16 protein-coding genes are annotated in these 17,619 nt (G+C 64.9%); 9 read left to right on the forward strand and 7 right to left on the reverse strand.

Features of this window, described 5'->3' with window-relative positions:
* On the forward strand, positions 1–1,317 hold the full coding sequence (locus tag AOC05_RS03395; protein ID WP_062005699.1) for a bifunctional o-acetylhomoserine/o-acetylserine sulfhydrylase: 1,317 nt from the start codon (positions 1–3) through the stop codon (positions 1,315–1,317).
* Positions 1,318–1,382: 65 nt separating this feature from the next.
* Positions 1,383–2,528: a homoserine O-acetyltransferase MetX gene (gene metX, locus AOC05_RS03400; RefSeq protein ID WP_062009283.1), complete on the forward strand. Its 1,146-nt coding sequence runs from the start codon at positions 1,383–1,385 to the stop codon at positions 2,526–2,528.
* A 13-nt stretch (positions 2,529–2,541) separates the two neighbouring features.
* Here metX and AOC05_RS19255 read toward each other — a convergent pair whose 3' ends face one another.
* Complete coding sequence (locus tag AOC05_RS19255) at positions 2,542–2,718, reverse strand: hypothetical protein (protein ID WP_157374885.1); 177 nt, start codon at positions 2,716–2,718, stop codon at positions 2,542–2,544.
* A 463-nt stretch (positions 2,719–3,181) separates the two neighbouring features.
* Here AOC05_RS19255 and AOC05_RS03410 point away from each other — a divergent pair, with 463 nt between their 5' ends.
* Positions 3,182–4,795, forward strand: a complete 1,614-nt coding sequence (locus AOC05_RS03410) for an MFS transporter (RefSeq protein WP_082357729.1) — start codon at positions 3,182–3,184, stop codon at positions 4,793–4,795.
* Between the two features lie 50 nt (positions 4,796–4,845).
* On the opposite strand, the gene AOC05_RS03415 is transcribed toward AOC05_RS03410, so the two are convergent.
* Positions 4,846–5,625 (reverse strand): SGNH/GDSL hydrolase family protein, encoded by a 780-nt coding sequence (locus tag AOC05_RS03415; protein ID WP_231687216.1) that lies wholly within the window; start codon positions 5,623–5,625, stop codon positions 4,846–4,848.
* A 190-nt stretch (positions 5,626–5,815) separates the two neighbouring features.
* Between AOC05_RS03415 and AOC05_RS03420 the strand changes: the two genes are divergently transcribed.
* The gene (locus tag AOC05_RS03420) at positions 5,816–6,451 is read left to right on the forward strand and encodes an alpha/beta hydrolase (protein ID WP_157374886.1); all 636 of its coding nucleotides are present in this window, start codon (positions 5,816–5,818) and stop codon (positions 6,449–6,451) included.
* 71 nt (positions 6,452–6,522) lie between these two features.
* Here the strand turns inward: AOC05_RS03420 and AOC05_RS03425 are convergent, their stop codons facing one another.
* Positions 6,523–6,753 carry an RNA-binding S4 domain-containing protein gene (locus AOC05_RS03425; RefSeq protein WP_062005707.1) on the reverse strand — a complete coding sequence of 77 codons (231 nt, stop codon included), beginning with the start codon at positions 6,751–6,753 and terminating at the stop codon, positions 6,523–6,525.
* Between the two features lie 85 nt (positions 6,754–6,838).
* Here AOC05_RS03425 and AOC05_RS03430 point away from each other — a divergent pair, with 85 nt between their 5' ends.
* The 4 genes from AOC05_RS03430 to AOC05_RS03445 all read left to right on the forward strand — a co-directional run bounded on the left by AOC05_RS03430 (position 6,839) and on the right by AOC05_RS03445 (position 11,958).
* Entirely contained in the window at positions 6,839–7,879 is a 1,041-nt protein-coding gene (locus tag AOC05_RS03430; protein ID WP_062005709.1) for a lactonase family protein, read from the forward strand.
* Between the two features lie 232 nt (positions 7,880–8,111).
* On the forward strand, positions 8,112–9,497 hold the full coding sequence (locus AOC05_RS03435) for a glycine--tRNA ligase (protein WP_062005711.1): 1,386 nt from the start codon (positions 8,112–8,114) through the stop codon (positions 9,495–9,497).
* Between the two features lie 2 nt (positions 9,498–9,499).
* Positions 9,500–10,489: a GNAT family N-acetyltransferase gene (locus AOC05_RS03440; RefSeq protein WP_062005713.1), complete on the forward strand. Its 990-nt coding sequence runs from the start codon at positions 9,500–9,502 to the stop codon at positions 10,487–10,489.
* 182 nt (positions 10,490–10,671) lie between these two features.
* Complete coding sequence (locus AOC05_RS03445; RefSeq protein WP_062005715.1) at positions 10,672–11,958, forward strand: YibE/F family protein; 1,287 nt, start codon at positions 10,672–10,674, stop codon at positions 11,956–11,958.
* On the opposite strand, the gene AOC05_RS03450 is transcribed toward AOC05_RS03445, so the two are convergent.
* From AOC05_RS03450 to AOC05_RS03460, 3 genes are read right to left on the reverse strand one after another with little or no spacing between them, the layout of a single operon-like run.
* Positions 11,945–13,123, reverse strand: a complete 1,179-nt coding sequence (locus AOC05_RS03450) for an FAD-dependent oxidoreductase (RefSeq protein WP_062009285.1) — start codon at positions 13,121–13,123, stop codon at positions 11,945–11,947. The two genes, AOC05_RS03445 and AOC05_RS03450, sit on opposite strands and share 14 nt — an antisense overlap.
* On the reverse strand, positions 13,116–13,838 hold the full coding sequence (locus tag AOC05_RS03455; protein WP_335337607.1) for a class I SAM-dependent methyltransferase: 723 nt from the start codon (positions 13,836–13,838) through the stop codon (positions 13,116–13,118). The genes AOC05_RS03450 and AOC05_RS03455 overlap by 8 nt, the downstream gene beginning before the upstream one ends.
* Positions 13,831–15,063, reverse strand: a complete 1,233-nt coding sequence (locus tag AOC05_RS03460; protein WP_082357733.1) for a type III polyketide synthase — start codon at positions 15,061–15,063, stop codon at positions 13,831–13,833. Before AOC05_RS03460 ends, AOC05_RS03455 begins: the two co-directional genes overlap by 8 nt.
* 550 nt (positions 15,064–15,613) lie before the next feature.
* On the opposite strand from AOC05_RS03460, the gene mgtE reads away from it, so the two are divergent.
* Complete coding sequence (gene mgtE, locus AOC05_RS03465) at positions 15,614–16,972, forward strand: magnesium transporter (RefSeq protein ID WP_062005717.1); 1,359 nt, start codon at positions 15,614–15,616, stop codon at positions 16,970–16,972.
* 39 nt (positions 16,973–17,011) lie between these two features.
* Here the strand turns inward: mgtE and AOC05_RS03470 are convergent, their stop codons facing one another.
* Positions 17,012–17,590 (reverse strand): TetR/AcrR family transcriptional regulator, encoded by a 579-nt coding sequence (locus tag AOC05_RS03470; protein ID WP_062005719.1) that lies wholly within the window; start codon positions 17,588–17,590, stop codon positions 17,012–17,014.
* Positions 17,591–17,619 lie beyond the last annotated feature (29 nt).

A 17,619-nucleotide genomic window follows, 5' to 3' on the forward strand; every position in this document is an offset into this window, starting at 1 on the left:
ATGAGTAACGGTTGGTCATTTGAAACCCGTCAGATCCACGTAGGCCAGGAGCCGGATGTCACCACCGGTGCCCGCGCCCTGCCGATCTACCAGACAACATCCTTTGTGTTCCCGTCCACCGAGAGCGCCGCGGCACGGTTTGCCCTGACAGAACTGGAACCGATTTACACCCGCCTCGGCAACCCCACCCAGGATGCCGTTGAGCAGCGCATCGCCAGCCTGGAAGGCGGCGTCGGCGCCCTGCTGCTCTCCTCAGGCCAGGCCGCCACCACCTTCGCCATCTTGAACCTGGCCCAGGCCGGGGATCACATTGTCTCCAGCCCCAGCGTGTACGGCGGCACGTTCAACCTCTTGGCGCACACCTTGAAGAAGCTGGGCATCGACGTCACTTTTGTCTCGGACCCGGACAACTTGGATGAATGGCGCTCAGCCGTCCAGCCGAACACCAAGGCGTTCTTTGGCGAGACCGTCTCCAACCCGCGCCAGGACGTGCTGGACCTGGAAAACATCAGCGCCATCGCCCATGAAGCAGGCGTGCCGCTGATTGTCGACAACACCTTGGCCACCCCGTACCTGATCCGCCCCCTAGAGTGGGGTGCGGACATTGTCATCCACTCCGCCACCAAATACTTGGGCGGACACGGCACGGCCATTGGCGGGGTGATTGTCGACGGCGGCAAGTTCGACTTCGCAGCGGACCCGGAAAAGTTCCCCGGCTTCAACACCCCGGATGAGACGTACAACGGTCTGGTCTACGCTCGAGACCTTGGCGTCGGCAGTGCCCTGGGCGCGAATCTGGCCTACGTCCTCAAGGCCCGCGTGCAGCTACTGCGCGACCTTGGCTCAGCCATTGCCCCGTTTAACGCCTTCCTCATCGCCCAGGGCATTGAGACACTGAGCCTGCGCATGGAACGCCACGTCAGCAACGCCGTCACAGTGGCACAGTGGCTTGAAAACAATCAGAACGTGGAATCCGTGGTTTACGCCGGCATCCCGTCCAGCCCGTGGTTTGAGCGGGGCCGCAAATACGGCCCCAAGGGCACCGGCGCAGTCATCGCTTTTGACATCGTGGGCGGCGCGGAGGCTGGCAAGCGTTTCGTTGACGGACTGGAACTGCACTCGCACGTCGCCAACCTCGGTGACGTGCGCTCCCTGGTGATCCACCCGGCGTCGACCACTCACGCGCAACTCTCACCCGAGCAGCAGCTCGCCGCCGGAGTTCGCCCCGGACTGGTGCGCCTCTCCGTGGGCCTCGAAGGCGTGGAGGACATCATCGCCGACCTTGAAGCCGGTTTTCGCGCAGCAAAATCAGCGTGACACCGGTAAGTCCGACGGCGGCGGAGGTGAATGTGCGCTCCCCTGAGGCAGGAACCGGAACACCAATTCCGGCCAGTGCGCCCTGGTCTGCGGCTGTGGGACAGGGCGGCGGTGTGCTGCGCTCCGTGGACATCGGCGCCCTTGAGCTGGAGGCGGGCGGGGAGTTGCCGACCGTCACCCTGGCGTTTGAATGCTGGGGTGTTTTGAACGCGGCAGGCACCAACGCAGTGCTCATCCAGCACGCGCTGACCGGCAGCACCCATGTCAGCCGAGGTGACTCCGAGGAGGACGGTTGGTGGGAGGGCCTGGTTGGGCCGGGCGAGGTCATCGACACGGACAAGTACTTTGTGGTGGCGGCGAACATGCTCGGCGGATGCTACGGCACCACCGGACCCTCCAGCATTGCCGCCGACGGTGCACCTTACGGTTCCCGGTTCCCCTTGGTCACCATCCGCGATTCCGTGGTGGCGGAGGCGCGGTTGGCGGACAGGCTCGGCATCACCTCATGGCACGCGGTCATTGGCGGGTCCATGGGCGGGGCCAGGGCGCTGGAATGGGCGGTGACGTTCCCGGAACGAGTGCGACGGTGCGCGGTGGTGGCCTCCTGCGCGGCAAGCACCGCCGAGCAGATAGCGTTTTCGCAGGCCCAGGTGTTGGCCATCCGCCAGGACCCCCATTTCGCCGGCGGGGACTACTACGACGGCGCAGCACCCACCTCGGGCTTGGGATTGGCCCGGCGGATCGCCCACATCACCTACCGCTCCGAAACGGAGATGGAACAACGCTTTGGGCGGGCCGCGCAGGACGGTGAAAACCCGCTGCACCTCGGGCGGCTTCGCCCGGTGGTGGGAGGTTCCTTTGCCGGCCGCTACCAGGTGGAAAGCTATCTTGACCACCAAGCACGCAAACTGGTGAGCCGTTTTGACGCCAACAGTTACATTGTCATCACCGAGGCCCTGATGAGCCATGATGTGACGCGCGGCCGCGGTACCTTGACGCAGGCCCTGACCCGGACCGAAGGGGTGCAGTTCCTTGTTGCCGCCGTTAGCAGCGACAGGCTGTACTTCCCGTCCCAGTCACAGGAACTGGCCGCGGCCCTGCCCGGGGACGTAAAAGTGCACAACATCGACTCCGCCATTGGGCACGACGGGTTCTTGACCGAGGTAGGGACTGTGGGGGATCTGCTGCGGGAGTCCTTCTTCGCGCAGTAGACCCCGGTGCCGCTTAGAACGCCTTGAAGATCGCTTCGCGGTGGATGGCGTACTGTTCGGCCGTGACCTGGCCGCTGCGGCGGGCGGAGTCGAGGGCGTCCAGCTGGCGCTTGAGCTCGGCCTCGGCCCGCATCCGCTCGTTGGCGAACCCGGTGGTTTGGTGCCCGTGCGAACTGTCGTAATTTTTCATCGGGACACCGTTGAGCAGGGTACCTGAGTAGGGGGTCTGGTTTGCCTGGTGTGCGACGCCGGGCTGTCCGGTGGGAGAAGGCGGGCCATACGGGTTAGAGTCCCGTGCCCGTTTCTTCCGGCCTGCGGCCCTGACGAAACTTGAAAAGAGTGCCAAGCCGATGATGATGAAAATGAACCACGGCTGGAGCGAGAAAGAACTCGAAGATGACGCGGCCACGTCACCGGCCGACACTAGGTTGAGCACACTAAGCACAACACACCTCTTCTAAGTTCGAAGCGCAGAATGTTCGCGCTTCTTCCCATCTTAGTCTTGAAAGCAGATCTTGGCCTGAACGCTGGTGGGTGCGTTTGCGACGTTGCGGCCCCATCGCCGGCTGGGGTTTCGCGGCACGGAAAATTGACAGGAAATTCGCAGACTTTACCTTGTCCATCACTCCATAGCCGCCACTAGTGTGCACTTTATGACGCACATGCCAACTGCTCCCCATGACGGGGCCAGTGCCCCGGCGGTCACTGCACGGCGCTGGTGGACGCTGACTACTGTAGCTCTCGCCCAACTCATGGTGGTGCTGGATACGACGGTGGTGAACATAGCGCTTCCCTCGGCGCAACGGGATCTTGGGTTCACCGATGGGGAGCGTCAGTGGGTGATCACGGCCTACTCGCTGGCCTTTGGCAGCCTGCTGCTGCTGGGCGGTCGACTCTCTGACCTGCTGGGCAGAAAACGGACCTTCATCATCGGCCTGATCGGTTTTGCCGGCGCCTCCGCGCTGGGTGGCGCGGCAGGCAGCTTCGGCATGCTTGTTCTGGCCCGTGCCATCCAGGGAATGTTCGGTGCCCTGCTGGCGCCCACGGCCCTGGCCGTGTTGACCACCACGTTCACCATCCCCAAGGAACGGGCCAGGGCCTTCGGCGTCTTTGGTGCCATTGCCGGAGCCGGCGGCGCCTTCGGGCTCCTGCTGGGAGGGTTCCTCACCGAAGATTTCAACTGGCGCTGGAACCTATATATCAACGTCTTCATCGCCGTTTTCGCTGTGATCGGCGCCAGCATCTTCCTCAGCCACACAACCGTTCACGGTCCCCGCCCCAAGTTAGACATCCCCGGCACGGCGTTGGTCTGCGCCGCCTTGTTCGGCCTGGTCTACGGCTTCTCCAATGCCGAAACCGACGGCTGGCATGCGCCGGCGACGTGGGGAATGCTCGTCGCGGCGGTGGTGCTGATGGTCGCGTTCGTGCTGTGGCAGCGCCGCGCCGCGCACCCGATCCTCCCGCTGCACATTGTGCTTGATCGCAACCGTGGTGCCGCCTACGCCTCGGTCCTGATCGCCGGTGCCGGCATGTTTGGCATCTTTTTGTTCGTCACCTACTACGTCCAGACGTCCCTGAACTATTCACCGATCCAGACGGGCATCGGCTTCCTGCCCATGATCGGGATGCTGGTCCTGGCCGCGCAGCTGTCCACCAACATCTTCTTGCCACGGTTCGGGCCCAAGATCATTGTCCCCATCGGCATGGCCCTCTCCGCAGGGGGCATGGCCTACCTGACCCACCTGAACCTCACCAGCAGCTACGCCGGTGACCTCCTGCCGCCGCTGATGATCATCGGTTTTGGCATTGGCGCGGTCATGCCGGCGGCCATCCAGACCGCCACCTACGGCGTGGACCGCGAGTTTGCCGGCGTCGCCTCGGCCCTGGTCAACACGAGCCAGCAGGTGGGTGGTTCCGTCGGTACAGCACTGCTAAACACCTTGGCTGCCACGGCGGCCACCAGCTACCTGGCCGCGCATGTGCCGCCGACTGCGGAGATCGCCGCCCAAGCCGCCGTCCAAAGCTACACGGTCGCGTACTGGTGTGGGGCCGGCTTCTTCGCCTTCGGGGCGGTCCTTGCTGCACTCTTGTTCCGGCGGAAGGGCCAGGGCCAGTCCCTGAACGTGGAGCACACGGGCTTGGCAGAGTCCCCGGAGGGCACGTTGGCCGACGTCGAACGGGCCGCCGTCGATCTAGCCCCAGTCGAACTGGCCGCGGCACGCCCAGCAGAAAGCCCAGCCGAACACGTGGCCCGCCATCGGGCCTAGGCAGTGCGCACGGGTGCGGCATTTGTGAAAAACCGGCTCGCGGGCGGAGCCTAGTCGTTGGCCCCGGGCAGCACCCCGGGCAGCACCCCGGGCCCGAAGACCGGCCCCGGGATGGGGCGTTTGGGTGTGATGCCGTCTCCGGAAGACTGGTGCCGCAGCCTGCGCAGCACCCACGGGACCAAGAATTCTCTGGCCCAGACCAGGTCCCCCGCCCGCGCCGTCTGCCACCTCTGCGGGGGCAGCGGGGTGGGCAGGCGCGGGACGAGCGTGTGGGGGACGTTCAGCGCATTCAAGGCCATGATGGCGATGGTGTGGTGGCCCAGCGGGGCGAAGTGTAGGCGGTCGCCAGCCCACATTTGCGGGTCGTTCAGCTGGCGCAGGGACCACATGTCGGCCACGATCGCGTCGTGCCGTGCGGCGATGGTGCGCAGGTTCTCGTTGTAGATGGCCACCCGCCCGCGCACCTTGCCCAGCACGGGGGTGTCGCGGATGTCCGGGCCGTTGAACAACAACACGGTGGCGCCGGCCGCTGTCATTGTGGCGACGGCCGCATCCAGCGACTCGGCTAGGATGTCAGGGTCGGAGCCTGGCCGGATCAGGTCGTTGCCGCCGGCGGAGATGCTGATCAGGTCGGGCTTGAGCGACAGTGCCGGTTCCAGTTGTTCACCCAGGATTTGACCCAGGAGCCGGCCGCGAATGGCCAGGTTGGCGTAGCAGAAGTCGTCCTGGTCGCGGCTGAGCTCCTCGGCGACCCTGTCCGCCCAGCCGCGGTAACCGCCCGGGCTGCTGGGTTCGGGATCGCCAATCCCCTCGGTGAAGGAGTCACCCATGGCCACATAGCGGTTCCACGGGTGGCGGGGCGCTAACCGCGGTGACTCGGTGGTTGATTGCTGACGGGGTGCCGTAAATTCATTCACCCTCCCATCCTGCCCTCCAGAGTGGTGGTTGTGCCACCACGGCTTCGCCGGTGATGGGCTGGCGATGATTCTGTGTCCGCCCCAGCCCATGAAAAGATGGGGCATGAGTGAAACCCCTACAGTCCTTTGGTCCCGCCCCGAAAACGAGCGCCCCGGCACCCCCCTGCTGGTCATGTTCCACGGCTACGGCGCCGATGAGGCCGATCTTTTCGGTCTGGCAGCCCAGCTTCCCGCCGACTTCACAGTGGCCTCTATCCGTGCTCCCGGAAAGGCCGGCCCCGGGTATGCCTGGTTCCCGCTGCGCACGGACCTCTCCTACTCCCTTGACTCCGTCACCGAAGCTGCCGGCCACGTTCAGGCCTGGTTCGACGGCGTCCGCACCGCCCACACATCGGTCACCTTACTGGGCTTCTCGCAGGGCATGTGCATGGCCACAACGCTGCTGCGCCACCGGCCCGCGGACTACGCCGCCGTCGTCGGACTTTCAGGTTTTGTGGTGGAGGCCCAGGGCAACGACTACTTTGACGACGCCGCCGTGGCCGCCGCGAAGCCGGAGGTGTTCTGGGGCCGGGATCAAGCCGACCCTGTCATTCCAGCCGCCTCGGTGGAGTTCACCAACACCTGGATGCGTGCCCACGTGCAGCTGACCAAGGTCCTGTATGCCGGGATTTTCCATGGCATCAACGCCCAGGAAATGGCGCATGTCAGCGAGTTCCTGCAGTACAAGGTGCTCAAGTAACGGTATTTATGCACGGCGGCGGGCACCCCGGCTGGGGTGCCCGCAGCCGCACTTTTGCAGTGCTTGAGGCGTTACTTTCTGGCTTTGATCCGGACGGTTTCGCCGTTGACGGTGACGGTGTCGCCGTCGTGCAACTGGCTGCCGCGGCGCTCGTCAATCTCGCCGTTGACCTTCACCATGCCGTTCTTGATGAGGTCAGCCGCTTCCACGCCGTCCTCCACCAGGCTGGCAAGTTTGAGTAGCTGGCCCAGTCGGATCATGTCGTCGCGGATGGGGATGTCAATGATCTCGTGTGAACTCATATGTTAATTGTGCAGCATGGAAGGGCGTGCGGCGCTCCGGGGCGGTAGCGTGGAGGCAATAGCCCCTCCGATCGGAGAACCACCCGTGCCAGCCACACCCGAACTCCTTGTCAGCTCCTACACGGAGGAAGGCTCGGGTACGGGCCCGGGAATCCGCCGCTATGCCCTGGCCGCCGACGCCACGATCGGCCCGCTGCTGGCGCAGAGCTCCGGGGTGTCGAACCCGTCATTTTTGGCCGTCGGGGCGGGCAAACTGTTCGCCGTCGAGGAGGGTGCCAACGGTTCCGTGGCAGCCCTGGACCCGGAAACACTGGGGTTTTTGGGCCGGGCCTGGTCCGGCGGCGCCGATCCCTGCCACCTCATGGTGGTGGGTGAGAGCGTCGTTGCCGCCAACTATTCCTCGGGCACCGCCGCCGTCATCCCCGTGGCCGGTTGGGGGAGTGCGACGCCGACCCCTTCTGTGCTGCTGTCCAACCCGGGCAGTGGTCCCGTCAGCCGGCGGCAGGATTCCTCCCACGCCCACCAAGTCACGGCGACGCCGTGGGGCACGGTGTTAGTGGCTGATCTGGGCGCCGACAGGGTGGATGAATATTCCCTGGTGGATGGCAGCTACCAACGCCAAGGCTCCGCCGTGCTGCCGCCGGGGACTGGTCCTCGCCACGTAGCCATCCGGGGTGAGCACCTGCTGGTGGCGGGGGAGCTGGACGGGTTCTTGCACGTGTTGCGCCGCACTGTTGAAGGTGACGGCCACCGCTGGCAATGGCGCTGCCGAACACCCCTGGCAGCAACCGCGGAGGCGATTGAGAGCGCAGAGCAGTTTTACCCCTCCCATATCCAGCTCTCCGCAGATGCCACCACGCTGTACGCCACCGTCCGTGGGCCCAACACGCTGGTGGCGTTGGAGGTGACAAATCTCGATACGGACCCGGTGCCGGTATTTCGTACCGAGGTGCCCACCGGCGGGAATTGGCCGCGCCACTTTGCCGTGGGACACGGCAAGATCTACGTCGCCAACCAGCTTTCGGACACTGTCACGGTCTTTGATGTGGACGCGGACGGCCTGCCCGGAGCGGAAGCGGTGCAGACGCTGGACTTTGGCAGCCCCGCCTGCATCCTGCTCGCCTGAGCGGCCACACTTTCCCTATGCGTTGGACTGGGTGGGAGTCGGGCGCCTCTGGACAAGATGCGCTGAACCTACGCCAGATCCAACGCATAAGGAAACAAAAGTTTTAGCATGCGCAAAATTCGGCGCGGGTCCGGCGCATGCTGGTTCAATTCCCGCCGGACAGCGCCGAAACGGTAGGGTTGAGTCCGGAACGGACCGCACCCAGCGGCCTCGTAATTAATAGGAGTTAATAGTGGCGCCTCAGTCCAAGCTAGACCAGGTCATTTCGCTCGCGAAACGTCGCGGCTTTGTTTTTCAGGCCGGTGAGATTTACGGCGGTACGCGGTCGGCCTGGGATTACGGCCCCCTCGGTGTTGAGCTGAAGGAAAACATCAAGCGCGAATGGTGGCAGTCATTTGTGCGCGGCCGCGAGGACATGGTCGGCCTAGATTCCTCCATCATCTTGCCCAAGGCCGTGTGGGAAGCTTCCGGACACGTGGCCACGTTCACCGACCCGCTCATCGAGTGCACCCAGTGCCACAAGCGCCACCGCCAGGACCACCTGGTCGAGTCGTTCGTGGCGAAGAAGAAGCGCCAGCCTGTTGACGGCATGGACGAGATTGTCTGCCCCGATTGCGGCACCAAGGGCCAATGGACCGAACCGCAGATGTTCTCCGGGCTGATCAAGACTTTCCTGGGCCCGGTCGACAACGAAGCTGGCCTGGCCTTCCTTCGCCCGGAAACCGCCCAGGGCATCTTCGTGAACTTCAACAACGTGCTCACCACCTCCCGCAAGAAGCCCCCGTTCGGCATCGGCCAGATCGGCAAGGCGTTCCGCAACGAGATCACACCGGGCAACTTCATCTTCCGCACCCGAGAGTTCGAGCAGATGGAAATCGAGTTCTTCGTGCCCGGCGAAGACGCCGATAAATGGTTCAAGGAATGGGTGGAGCTGTGCTGGGACTGGTTCCTTGACCTGGGCATCAACCCGGGGAACATGCGCCGCTTTGACGTCCCTGAGGACGAGCGAGCCCACTACTCCGCCGGCACCATCGACTTTGAATACAAGTTCGGCTTCCAGGGCTCAGAGTGGGGTGAGCTCATGGGCGTCGCCAACCGCACCGACTATGATCTGAACTCGCACACCAAGGGCTCCGGCACGGATCTTAGCTACTTCAACCAGGCCTCGGGCGAGCGCTTCACCCCTTACGTGATCGAGCCCTCCTTCGGCCTGACGCGTTCCATGATGGCGTTCTTGGTAGATGCGTTCACCGAGGATGAGGCCCCCAACGCCAAGGGTGGGGTAGACAAGCGCACCGTGCTGAAGTTGGACCCGCGCCTGGCCCCCGTCAAGGCTGCCGTACTGCCGCTGAGCCGCAACGAGGAGCTGTCCCCGAAGGCCAAGGAACTCGCCAACCAGTTGCGCAAGCACTGGAACATCGAGTTCGACGACGCCGGCGCCATCGGCCGACGCTACCGCCGCCAGGACGAGATCGGCACCCCATTCTGCATCACGGTCGACTTCGACACCCTCGATGATAATGCCGTGACCATTCGCGAACGCGACACCATGAGCCAGGAACGCGTGCCCCTGGACCAGGTCCAGGCGTACCTGGCAACCCGCCTTCTGGGTGCCTAGGAATGGCTGAACTTTCGTACCGGCCGTGGCAGGACGGCGACGATCTGACGCTCCTGGAGATCTGGGGCGACGCCGATTCCAGCGCATCCGGGCAGTTCCGTGCAGCGCTGGCACCGGAATCCGACAGCGGCCCGTGGCGGCGCACCATCGTCGCCGAGGACCAGGGCATCCCGGTCGCGGCCGGGGTGGTGTACTCCACCGCCTTGCACCCGCAGCGTTTGTGGGCGTTCGTGGAGGTTGCCAAGGACCACCGCCAGGCTGGCGTGGGTGCCACCTTGCTGACCATGCTCCGTCGCGAAGCCGAGGGAGCGCTGGCCGCCGGCTTGATCAGTACGACGGCGTTGCGCACCAAGGTTGCCCCGGGCACCTCGGGCGCGGCGTTTGGTGCAGCCATGGGCCTGGGCGTTTTGCAGCGCAACCGTGTTGTTGAGGTGGCCCCCGGGGTCCTGAAGCTTCCGGCGTTTGGCGAAGGCACAGAGGCGGAGGCCACGGCACGTGTCGCGGACCTGGCCACCGGCTCGGTGGAACTCACCGATGTTGTGGGCAGGTACTACGAGTCGGTGAACGCGTGGGACCCCACCGGGCCGCTGTCACCGGGAGCCGTCCAGCGGATGTTCCTGGACGACCTCACCGGAGCCCACGGCGCCCTGGTGCTACGGGCCGAACCGTCAAGTGCCTTCGGCGCCACCGTGCAGCCCAGTAAAAAGGGTCGCATCGAGGCGTTTGCCGTCAGCTACTCCCAAGGCCACCTGTTCCCCGAGGACGGAGCGGCGCCGTCCGCCTCGGAGGTGTTCCTTGGTGTGGAGCCCAAACTCTCCCCTAAAGACGCCGTTCGAGCCGTGTACGACCTCCTGGCCCTGATCACCCACCAGTACCCCGTACTGCTGGAACTGGACGATTCCATGGAGGCCCTGGCCGCCGTCGTCAATCCCCTGATCGAGGCCGGCGCAGCCCGGGTCCGCGGCACCGAAACACTGGTGCTCGGGGAGTAGCACCCGGCGCCGGAGCCTGTCGAGACTCCGGCGCCGGAGCCAGTATTCCCTCGGCGACTTTCCGGCCATCGGCCGCGGGCGGTCTACGGCCTCCCTGACGTCGCCTACGGAAACACCGGCTTCGTCGCCTCCGGTGATTTGGACAGGCGCAACCACATAACAACAAGGACCGATTACCGCCCATGGGCCACTCACATTCGCATGATGGTGACGACTCCACGTTGACCCGCCCGGAACTGCGCCGCCGCAAGGCGGTGCGGCGCCGGGCCGTGGTGTTGTTGAGCTGGATCTTGGTGCCGCTGGGACTGCTCACGGTGGTGGCGATGATGATGTTGTGGCCCGGAGGCGGTGATGGTGCCCCATTGGCAGGGAATCCTTACTCAGCGGCGCCGGGCGCCAGCATCGATACGGGGACGGTGCAACGAACGGCCACGGAGGACTGTCCCGGCAGTGCCGGCGGCCCGGGGGCTAGTTGTTTCATCGCCCACACGGCGGTAGCCGGCCTGGCCGATGTGCCCGTGGTGGTCAGCCCCGATGTTGTCCAAGCCCGTGGTGTGCGGGTCGGGGACAAGATCAGCTACCTGAACCTGTCGGGGCTTGTTGCCGTGACAGGTGTTCAGCAAGAGGGCCCGCAATACGTCTTCATGGATTTTGTCCGCACCCTGCCGATGGGTCTGCTGGCGCTGCTCTACGCCGTGGTGGTCATCGCCGTGGCCAGGTGGCGCGGGCTGCGGGCGATCGTGGGGCTGGGCGGGGCGTTCGCGGTGCTGTCCTGGTTCATCTTGCCCGCACTGGCTGAGGGGAAATCACCGCTGCTAGTGGCCCTGGTGGGGTCCTCTGCCATCATGTTCGGGGTACTGTATTTCGCCCATGGGTTCTCGGCCCGGACGTCCACTGCTTTGCTGGGAACCTTGTTCGGATTGGGGGTCACTGCCGGAGTCGCCTTTTGGGCTGTGGATGCGGCGGCCTTGACCGGCACCTCCGGGCACAACTCCTACCAGTTGTTGAACCTGACCCAGGGCATGTCGCTGTCAGGGATGATCCTGTGCGGGCTGGTGATTTCCGGGCTGGGCGTGCTCAACGATGTCACCATCACACAGTCCTCGGCGGTGTGGGAGCTGTATGAGCTGGCCCCGCACACCAGCGCCCGGGAGTTGTTCACCGCGGCCATGCGCATTGGGCGTGACCACATCGCTTCCACCGTTTACACCATTGCTTTCGCCTACGCAGGCAGTGCCTTGCCGGTGCTGCTGATGGTCTCCCTGTATGACCAGCCCCTGATCCAGGCCCTGACCGGTGTCGAGCTGGCGGAGGAGGTGGTGCGGATACTGGTCGGCTCCATCGGGCTGGTCCTGGCCATACCGGTCACGACAGCGGTCGCGGTCGCCGTCGTGAAGTCCACCGGCCGGGGAGCAGCTGGCGCCCGCCCCGTGGCGGAGCCTGTCGACACCAAAGTCATTGCATGCTGAAGCGCCGGGCCACCACGTCCCGGCTCCACTGCTGCGCAAACACGGCACGGACCAGCTGGTGCCGCCTGTCAAGGAACGACGCCGGCGCGGGACGTCCCAGCGCCATGTTCAGCCACGCCTGAGCAGAGGCCCGGCTGGCCGCCGCCATCCGTGACTGTGCAAAGGCCCCCAGCCGCAACCCAGTGGGTTCTCCGCGCAAGGCGCTGGTGATGATCGGGGCCAGCGCGGCGGCGTCCAACCACCCCAGGTTCATGCCCTGGCCGCCGATGGGACTGATCTCGTGGGCGGCGTCGCCAATCAAGGCCGCCCGTCCCTGAACCATGTGTGTCGCCAGCCGTGTCCGGACGCCAAAGGCGCTGAGCATCGTGTTTCCTTCCGCGGGCACGGACGTTCCCGTGCGTTCCATGATGAGCCCGGCCAAGTCAGCAGCCGATGCGCCACCAAGGAGCTGCTCCGTGTGGACCACCCAGCGCCGCATCACGCCCGGCAGCGGGAACGACTCCACAATGCCGCCGGTTTCCAAGTACAGTACCGCCGTGGCCCCGTCGGAGCCGGTGTCTGGAAAGTCCCCCATCAAATACGTGTCTGGGTAGTTGCGCCCACGCGTGGCAATCCCCAGTTCCCGGCGGACGGCCGAACGCGCCCCGTCAGCGCCAACCACCAGCCGGGCGGTGAACGTCTCGGCATGACGGCCAGATGCATGGTCAGGCCCGGTCCCGCTCAACCCGTCCCCGGCGTCAGCGGAGGCCCTGAGGGTGACCTGTGCACCGTCGTCGTGCAGGGCCGTGACACTAAGCCCGCGCAGCACGGCGCCCGGGTCGAGTTCGGCCACCCTAGCCGCAAGCAGCGCCTCGGTGCGGGCCTGCGGGAGGGCCAGGATGAACGGGTATCCGCCACCGATGCCTTCGAAGCGAAGCCCTGTCACCTCACTCCCGGCGCTGCGTGCCACACCGACAGTGATGTGCACGCCCTCGCGGATCAACGCCGCAGCGATCCCGGCGTCGGCCAGAGCTGCCAGACCCGGGGGATGGATGCCGATGGCCCGGGAATGAGTGCCGGCCTCGGTGCGCTGTTCAAGGATGCGCACCGTGAGCCCTTGTTGGAGCAGCAACGCGCCAAGGTGCAGCCCCACCGGCCCGGCGCCCACAATGAGCACATCAAGCATGGCGCTCACCCGGAGTCGGTGTGAACAGCAGCAAGTTCCGGTAGGGCCGCTCCGGGCTAACCGTCCATCCCGGGGCAATGGTTGAGCGCAGTTCGGCGGTCGTGTAGCTGCGCCTGATAGACGTCAGGCCGTCGCTGCGGATGAAGGAGCCGGGGAAAAACGGCAGGGTCCCGGCGCTGAATAGCGCGTAGGCCACCGGGCTGCGGGCTATGTCGCTGTGCATGGCCAAAGTGGAAGCCAGCTGTTCGGAGTCGGCGAGCAGGCCCGCCAGATCGGAAGGGGCGAGGTGGTGCAGGATGTGGTTGGAGATGACGACGTCGAAGGCCGCACCCTCCGCCACGAGCTCGGCGCTGAACGCCTTCCTGTAGCTCAACCCGGGAACCGGGGGCTGGGCAGTCGCGAAAGCGAACGCCCGCTCATCGGGATCGATAGCCGTGATCTGCAGCTTCAAAGCGTCCCGGGCCGCCCACTTGGCCAGGCTGCGCGCCACGTCGCCGCCGCCACAGCCGATGTCCAGCAGGGTGGTTTCGCTCGAGGCGTGCAGCAGCGGACGGATCCGGTGCCGGTAGCATCCGCGCCAGCCTGACACCACGGCGTTGATGAGCGGAAACTGCGCATAGGTGCGGTGCAGTTTTTCCGGATCACAATCCGGTGAGTCCATTTCCTCCACGGCATCGGGGTCCCGCTGCCGCAGGAACCTCGCCGGATCAGGCACGGATAGCGCTTTCAAACTCGCTCGGATCCACCCCGAAAACATCTAGCTCTGACACCGCGTCTGCCCCGCCATCCACTTCCGCAGGCAGCAACGGCAGGGGCGAAACCTTCGTGAAAAGCCCCGTCTCCACGGTCAGACCCGGCCCAAACGCCATGGCACAGATGTTCTCCCTGGCCTCCGTAGCAGGCAGGTCCAGGATGTGTTTGAGCACGAACATCACGGTGGCGCTGCTCATGTTCCCGTAGTTGCGAAGGGTCTCCCGGGCCGGGCGCAACTGTTCTTCTGTCAGCTCCAGTTTGGCCTCCACCTTGTCCAGGATGGAGCGCCCGCCGGGATGGATGGCCCAGTGGTGGATGTCCCGGTACGGGGCGGTGGCCACAACGGGGTTGTGCGCCAGCAGAGGCTCAAGTGCCGCCACAATGTGCTCGTCGATGATGCGCGGGACGTAGCTATCCAGCACCATTTCAAAGCCCTCATCGCCAATGTTCCACGCCATGGAATCCTCACCCACCGGAGTCAGCACCGTCTCAAATTCATCCAGAACTATGACGGGGCCGGTGGCGGGCAGCTCGCGGGCGGTGACCACAGCGGCTGCCGCGCCGTCGGCGAACAGGGAGGAGCCCATGATGGTGTCGGGGTTGTTGGAGGTCCGCACATGCAGCGAGCACAGCTCCGCACTGACCACCAGCACCACGGCATGAGGGTCGGCGTCGCAGAAGGCCTTCGCGGCACGCAGGGCCGGGAAGGCCGCGTAGCAGCCCATGAAGCCCAAGTGGTAGCGCTGCACGGAGGGGTTCAAGCCCAGCGCCCGGACGACCTTGTAGTCGGGGCCGGGGTTGAAGAATCCTGTGCAGGAGACGGTGATGACGTGGGTGACGTCCGCGGCGGTGATGCCCTCACAGGCGGACACCGCCTTGGTGGCCGCTTCGATGAACAGCTTGGTGGACTCCACCGTGAATAAGTCATTGCGCACCTTGGTGCTGGGGGAGAGCAGTAGCCCGGTTCCGACGTCGAAGAACACCGGGTCCTCACTGTGGAAGTCAACACTCATCTCGGCGACGGCGGTGTGCCGGGTATCGATGGCAGCGGAGTCAAAGCACGTGCGCACCAAGCGCTGGCCCAGCCGGGTCAGCCCGGGTTGGGAGGCAAACACGTCTCTGGCCTGGGGCTGCACCAAGATGGTGGGCGGAACAGCAGTTTCCAAGGATCTCAAGTTGACCGTCATAGTCCATTCTTAGGTGCCGTGGGCAACAAATACAATGGCAAGCCAGGACAAATGTTATCGGCAACAGATTTAAGGAACGTATGGGAGGAAGCCATGATTCACGGTTCCTCCCACCGGTGGCCTAAGATGGGGAGGACGCCCGATTTGTCAACAGATCCCAAGAACAGATCACATTCGGGGCCGTGGATTTGCCCGTTGGGGCCGTAGAACGATGGAGGTGACCGCACGCATGGAAGACGGACATAGTCGATCTACCGCACCGCGCGAGCCTCGCCTGCGCCATCGGAACACAACCACCTAAGTAATTCCCCGCCCATGTGGTGACCCATGGACTGCCTCCAGGTAGCATCTGGTCCACAACCCGTGGGTGGAAAGCCCGGACAGCGGTCCGGGCCAGTGGGTGTTTCCCGGCAGCGGGTTCGCGCGGTAGCGGTTGAGAGCACCACTCCCCACACCCATTTACTGCACACATTCCTTGCCCGCACCGCAGCCGCAGCCCGGTCCGCACCGCGGCATGCAGGCGTGTGCTCCCACCGGAGGGAACCGGACCATGATCAAATACCCCGTTCAGACTTTTGAGGACAGTGCCGAGCTCCTGGCCAGGGCCTTGGGCGCCCACGACCTGGCGGCAGTGTCCCGGTCCATGCTGCCGTTGAACGTCTCTGAGATTCTTGAACAACTGGAACGGCTGAGCACCATCGATCGGGCGGTGGCCTACCGCACCCTGCCCAAGGGCCGGGCCATTGAGGTTTTTGAACGTCTGGACGCTGCACTTCAAGCCGATCTGGTCTCGGGACTGCAGGAGGCCGACGTCGCCGAGGTCTTTGCGCAGCTGGGCCCCGACGACCGTGTGGCCCTCCTGGATGAACTGCCTGCCTTGGTAGCCCACCGCCTGATTTCCGGTCTTGACGAGAAGGAGCGGGCACTCACCAGCACGGTGCTCGGCTACCCGCAGGGCGCTGTGGGCCGCTACATGAGCCCCGAATTTGTCACCACCCACCCGCACCTTTCTGTGCGGGAAACCTTTGCCAGGGTGCAGGCGCACCTAGACGATGCCGAAAGTGTTTACACCATTCCCGTCACGGACGCCGGGCGCCACCTGGTGGGGGTGGTGTCCTTGCGCGACGTGCTGCGGGCGGATGACGACGCACTGGTTGCCGACGTTATGAAGCGGCCGTTGAGCTTCCCCGCAACCCAGGATGTGGAGGAAGCGGCACGCTACTGTGCCGACGCCAAGGTTCTGGTGCTGCCCATCGTGGACGCTGAGGAGCGCCTGGTCGGCATCTTGACCGTTGATGACGCCCTGCAGATCCTTGAGGATGCCGAAACGGAGGACGCCGCCCGTTCCGGCGGCACCGAACCGCTGCGTCGGCCCTACCTGGCCACCCCCGTGGGTAACATTGTGCGTTCCCGGGTGGTGTGGCTTCTGGTGCTGGCCCTGGGGGCCACGCTCACCGTCCAGGTCATCGGGGCCTTCGAGGCGACACTGGAACAGCAGGTGGTGCTTTCCTTGTTTATCCCGTTGCTGATCGGCACCGGCGGCAATACCGGTAACCAGGCGGCCACCACCATCACCCGCGCCCTGGCGCTGGGGGATGTGCGTCCGCGCGACTTCCTGAAGGTCTTTGCCCGTGAAGTGCGTGTGGGGGCCTTCCTCGGCCTACTGCTTGGCACCCTCGGATTCGGCATCGCCTCATTTGCCTTCACCGTGCCGATCGGGCTGGTCATTGGCCTGACACTGCTGAGTGTCTGCACCATGGCGGCCAGCATCGGCGGGCTCATGCCACTGTTGGGTAAGGCCGTCAGGGCCGATCCGGCGGTGTTCTCCAACCCGTTCATTTCAACGTTTGTCGACGCCGCTGGCCTGATCGTCTACTTCCTGATTGCCACAGCCGTCCTGGGCCTCTAACCCCGCCCGACGCTCTCGCAGCATTGCTGCGAGAGCGTCTTAGGCGGGTGCGGCGAGTTTGCCGGAGAAGGTGAACAGGACGGCGTCGGCCACGTCGGCGGCGGGCTTGTCGGGGCTGAACAGCAACCATTCGAGCCCACCCATCAAGGTTGCGCCGAAAACGCTGCTGGCCATGAGCAGCCGGGCGTCGGTGGACGTCCCGGGCGGCACCAGCGGGCCCAGGGCTGCCGCAAATTCGGACAGGGCCTCACGGCGCAGAGTGAACATGGACTCCTGCCAGACCCTGTCGGTGCGGAAGATCTCCGCAGCCATCAGCTTCGCCAGCGCTCGGTTGTCGGCGATCAGGGTCAGCATGGCGTTGACCATGCCTTCTATCCGACCAAACCCGTCTGTCGCCAGCCGTGCCTCCCGCAACGTGTCCGAGAGTGTGCCTACCCCGGTGGTGAGAAGTTCACCAAACAGCTGGTCTTTGGAGGCAAAGTTGTAATACACGCTGCCCTTGGCGACTCCCGCCCGTTCTGCCACCTCATCCATGGTGGTGCCGGAAATCCCATGCAGGGCACCCAGCTCCAGTGCGGCGCTCAAGATTGCCTGCTTGGTCGCTGAGATGCGCGGCATGGGATTCCTTTGTCAGAGAGGGGTTAGCG

Source organism: Arthrobacter alpinus (assembly GCF_001294625.1).
GTDB classification, from domain to species: domain Bacteria; phylum Actinomycetota; class Actinomycetes; order Actinomycetales; family Micrococcaceae; genus Specibacter; species Specibacter alpinus_A.

Excerpts from the sequence above, each read along its gene's own strand:
- mgtE (WP_062005717.1), top strand. The coding sequence starts at position 15,614 with ATGATCAAATACCCCGTTCAGACTTTTGAGGACAGTGCCGAGCTCCTG.
- AOC05_RS03410 (WP_082357729.1), top strand. The coding sequence starts at position 3,182 with ATGACGCACATGCCAACTGCTCCCCATGACGGGGCCAGTGCCCCGGCG.
- AOC05_RS03415 (WP_231687216.1), bottom strand. The coding sequence starts at position 5,625 with ATGGGTGACTCCTTCACCGAGGGGATTGGCGATCCCGAACCCAGCAGC.
- AOC05_RS03470 (WP_062005719.1), bottom strand. The coding sequence starts at position 17,590 with ATGCCGCGCATCTCAGCGACCAAGCAGGCAATCTTGAGCGCCGCACTG.
- AOC05_RS03425 (WP_062005707.1), bottom strand. The coding sequence starts at position 6,753 with ATGAGTTCACACGAGATCATTGACATCCCCATCCGCGACGACATGATC.
- AOC05_RS03420 (WP_157374886.1), top strand. The coding sequence starts at position 5,816 with ATGAGTGAAACCCCTACAGTCCTTTGGTCCCGCCCCGAAAACGAGCGC.
- AOC05_RS03440 (WP_062005713.1), top strand. The coding sequence starts at position 9,500 with ATGGCTGAACTTTCGTACCGGCCGTGGCAGGACGGCGACGATCTGACG.
- AOC05_RS03450 (WP_062009285.1), bottom strand. The coding sequence starts at position 13,123 with ATGCTTGATGTGCTCATTGTGGGCGCCGGGCCGGTGGGGCTGCACCTT.
- AOC05_RS03460 (WP_082357733.1), bottom strand. The coding sequence starts at position 15,063 with ATGACGGTCAACTTGAGATCCTTGGAAACTGCTGTTCCGCCCACCATC.
- AOC05_RS19255 (WP_157374885.1), bottom strand. The coding sequence starts at position 2,718 with ATGAAAAATTACGACAGTTCGCACGGGCACCAAACCACCGGGTTCGCC.
- AOC05_RS03445 (WP_062005715.1), top strand. The coding sequence starts at position 10,672 with ATGGGCCACTCACATTCGCATGATGGTGACGACTCCACGTTGACCCGC.
- AOC05_RS03395 (WP_062005699.1), top strand. The coding sequence starts at position 1 with ATGAGTAACGGTTGGTCATTTGAAACCCGTCAGATCCACGTAGGCCAG.